Annotated in this window: 1 protein-coding gene and 1 pseudogene; one reads left to right on the forward strand and one right to left on the reverse strand. The window is 33.7% G+C overall.

Going from position 1 to position 603, the window contains the following annotated elements:
• Positions 1-235 (reverse strand): AraC family ligand binding domain-containing protein (locus GMD4S_RS10075; protein ID WP_000959975.1); only part of this gene is annotated, 235 nt, incomplete at its 3' end.
• A gap of 107 nt (positions 236-342) precedes the next feature.
• Here GMD4S_RS10075 and GMD4S_RS10080 point away from each other — a divergent pair.
• Positions 343-603 (forward strand): annotated as a pseudogene (locus tag GMD4S_RS10080) (alpha-galactosidase); the annotation flags it as partial.

Genomic DNA, 603 nt, shown 5'->3' on the forward strand with positions numbered 1-603 from the left:
TATCTGCTTGATAGAATGTTAATTCATCTGGTTTTAGTAAAAAGAAATCTCCTGCCTTTAAATCAACAATTTTCCCCTTATAATGGAATTGACCTTTTCCTTTAGTAATGTAATGTAGTACATAGGTATCTCGAATAGCTGGACCAAAAGAGTAATTAGGCGTGCATTCTTCATAACCGTAGAAGCTAAGAGAAAGATCAATTGTTCCAGTCTGGTATTCTGAAAAAACGAGCATGGGCCACCTCCTACCTAACATTTTACCATACTTTGTATACATTTCTCTATTTTAGAAAGCGCTTTTATGTGCTAAAATTTTATCAAGAAATAGATGAGGTACAATTTATGGGAGTTCGAATAGAGAATAATCTATTTTACGTTGAGAGTAAAGGTTTAAGTTTGATTATTGAAAATAGGGATGGATTCTTATTATTAAAACATTTAGGAAAGACTATTAAGAACTATAGAGGGGCTAATAGTGTTTACGAACGCGATCATGCTTTTTCTGGTAATCCCATAGCTACTAATCGAACCTTTAGTTTGGATACGCAACGTCAGATTTTTGGACAACATGGTTTGGGTGACTTTAGAAAACCAACTTTACAG

The sequence above is a fragment of the Streptococcus sp. GMD4S genome (genome assembly GCF_000296955.1).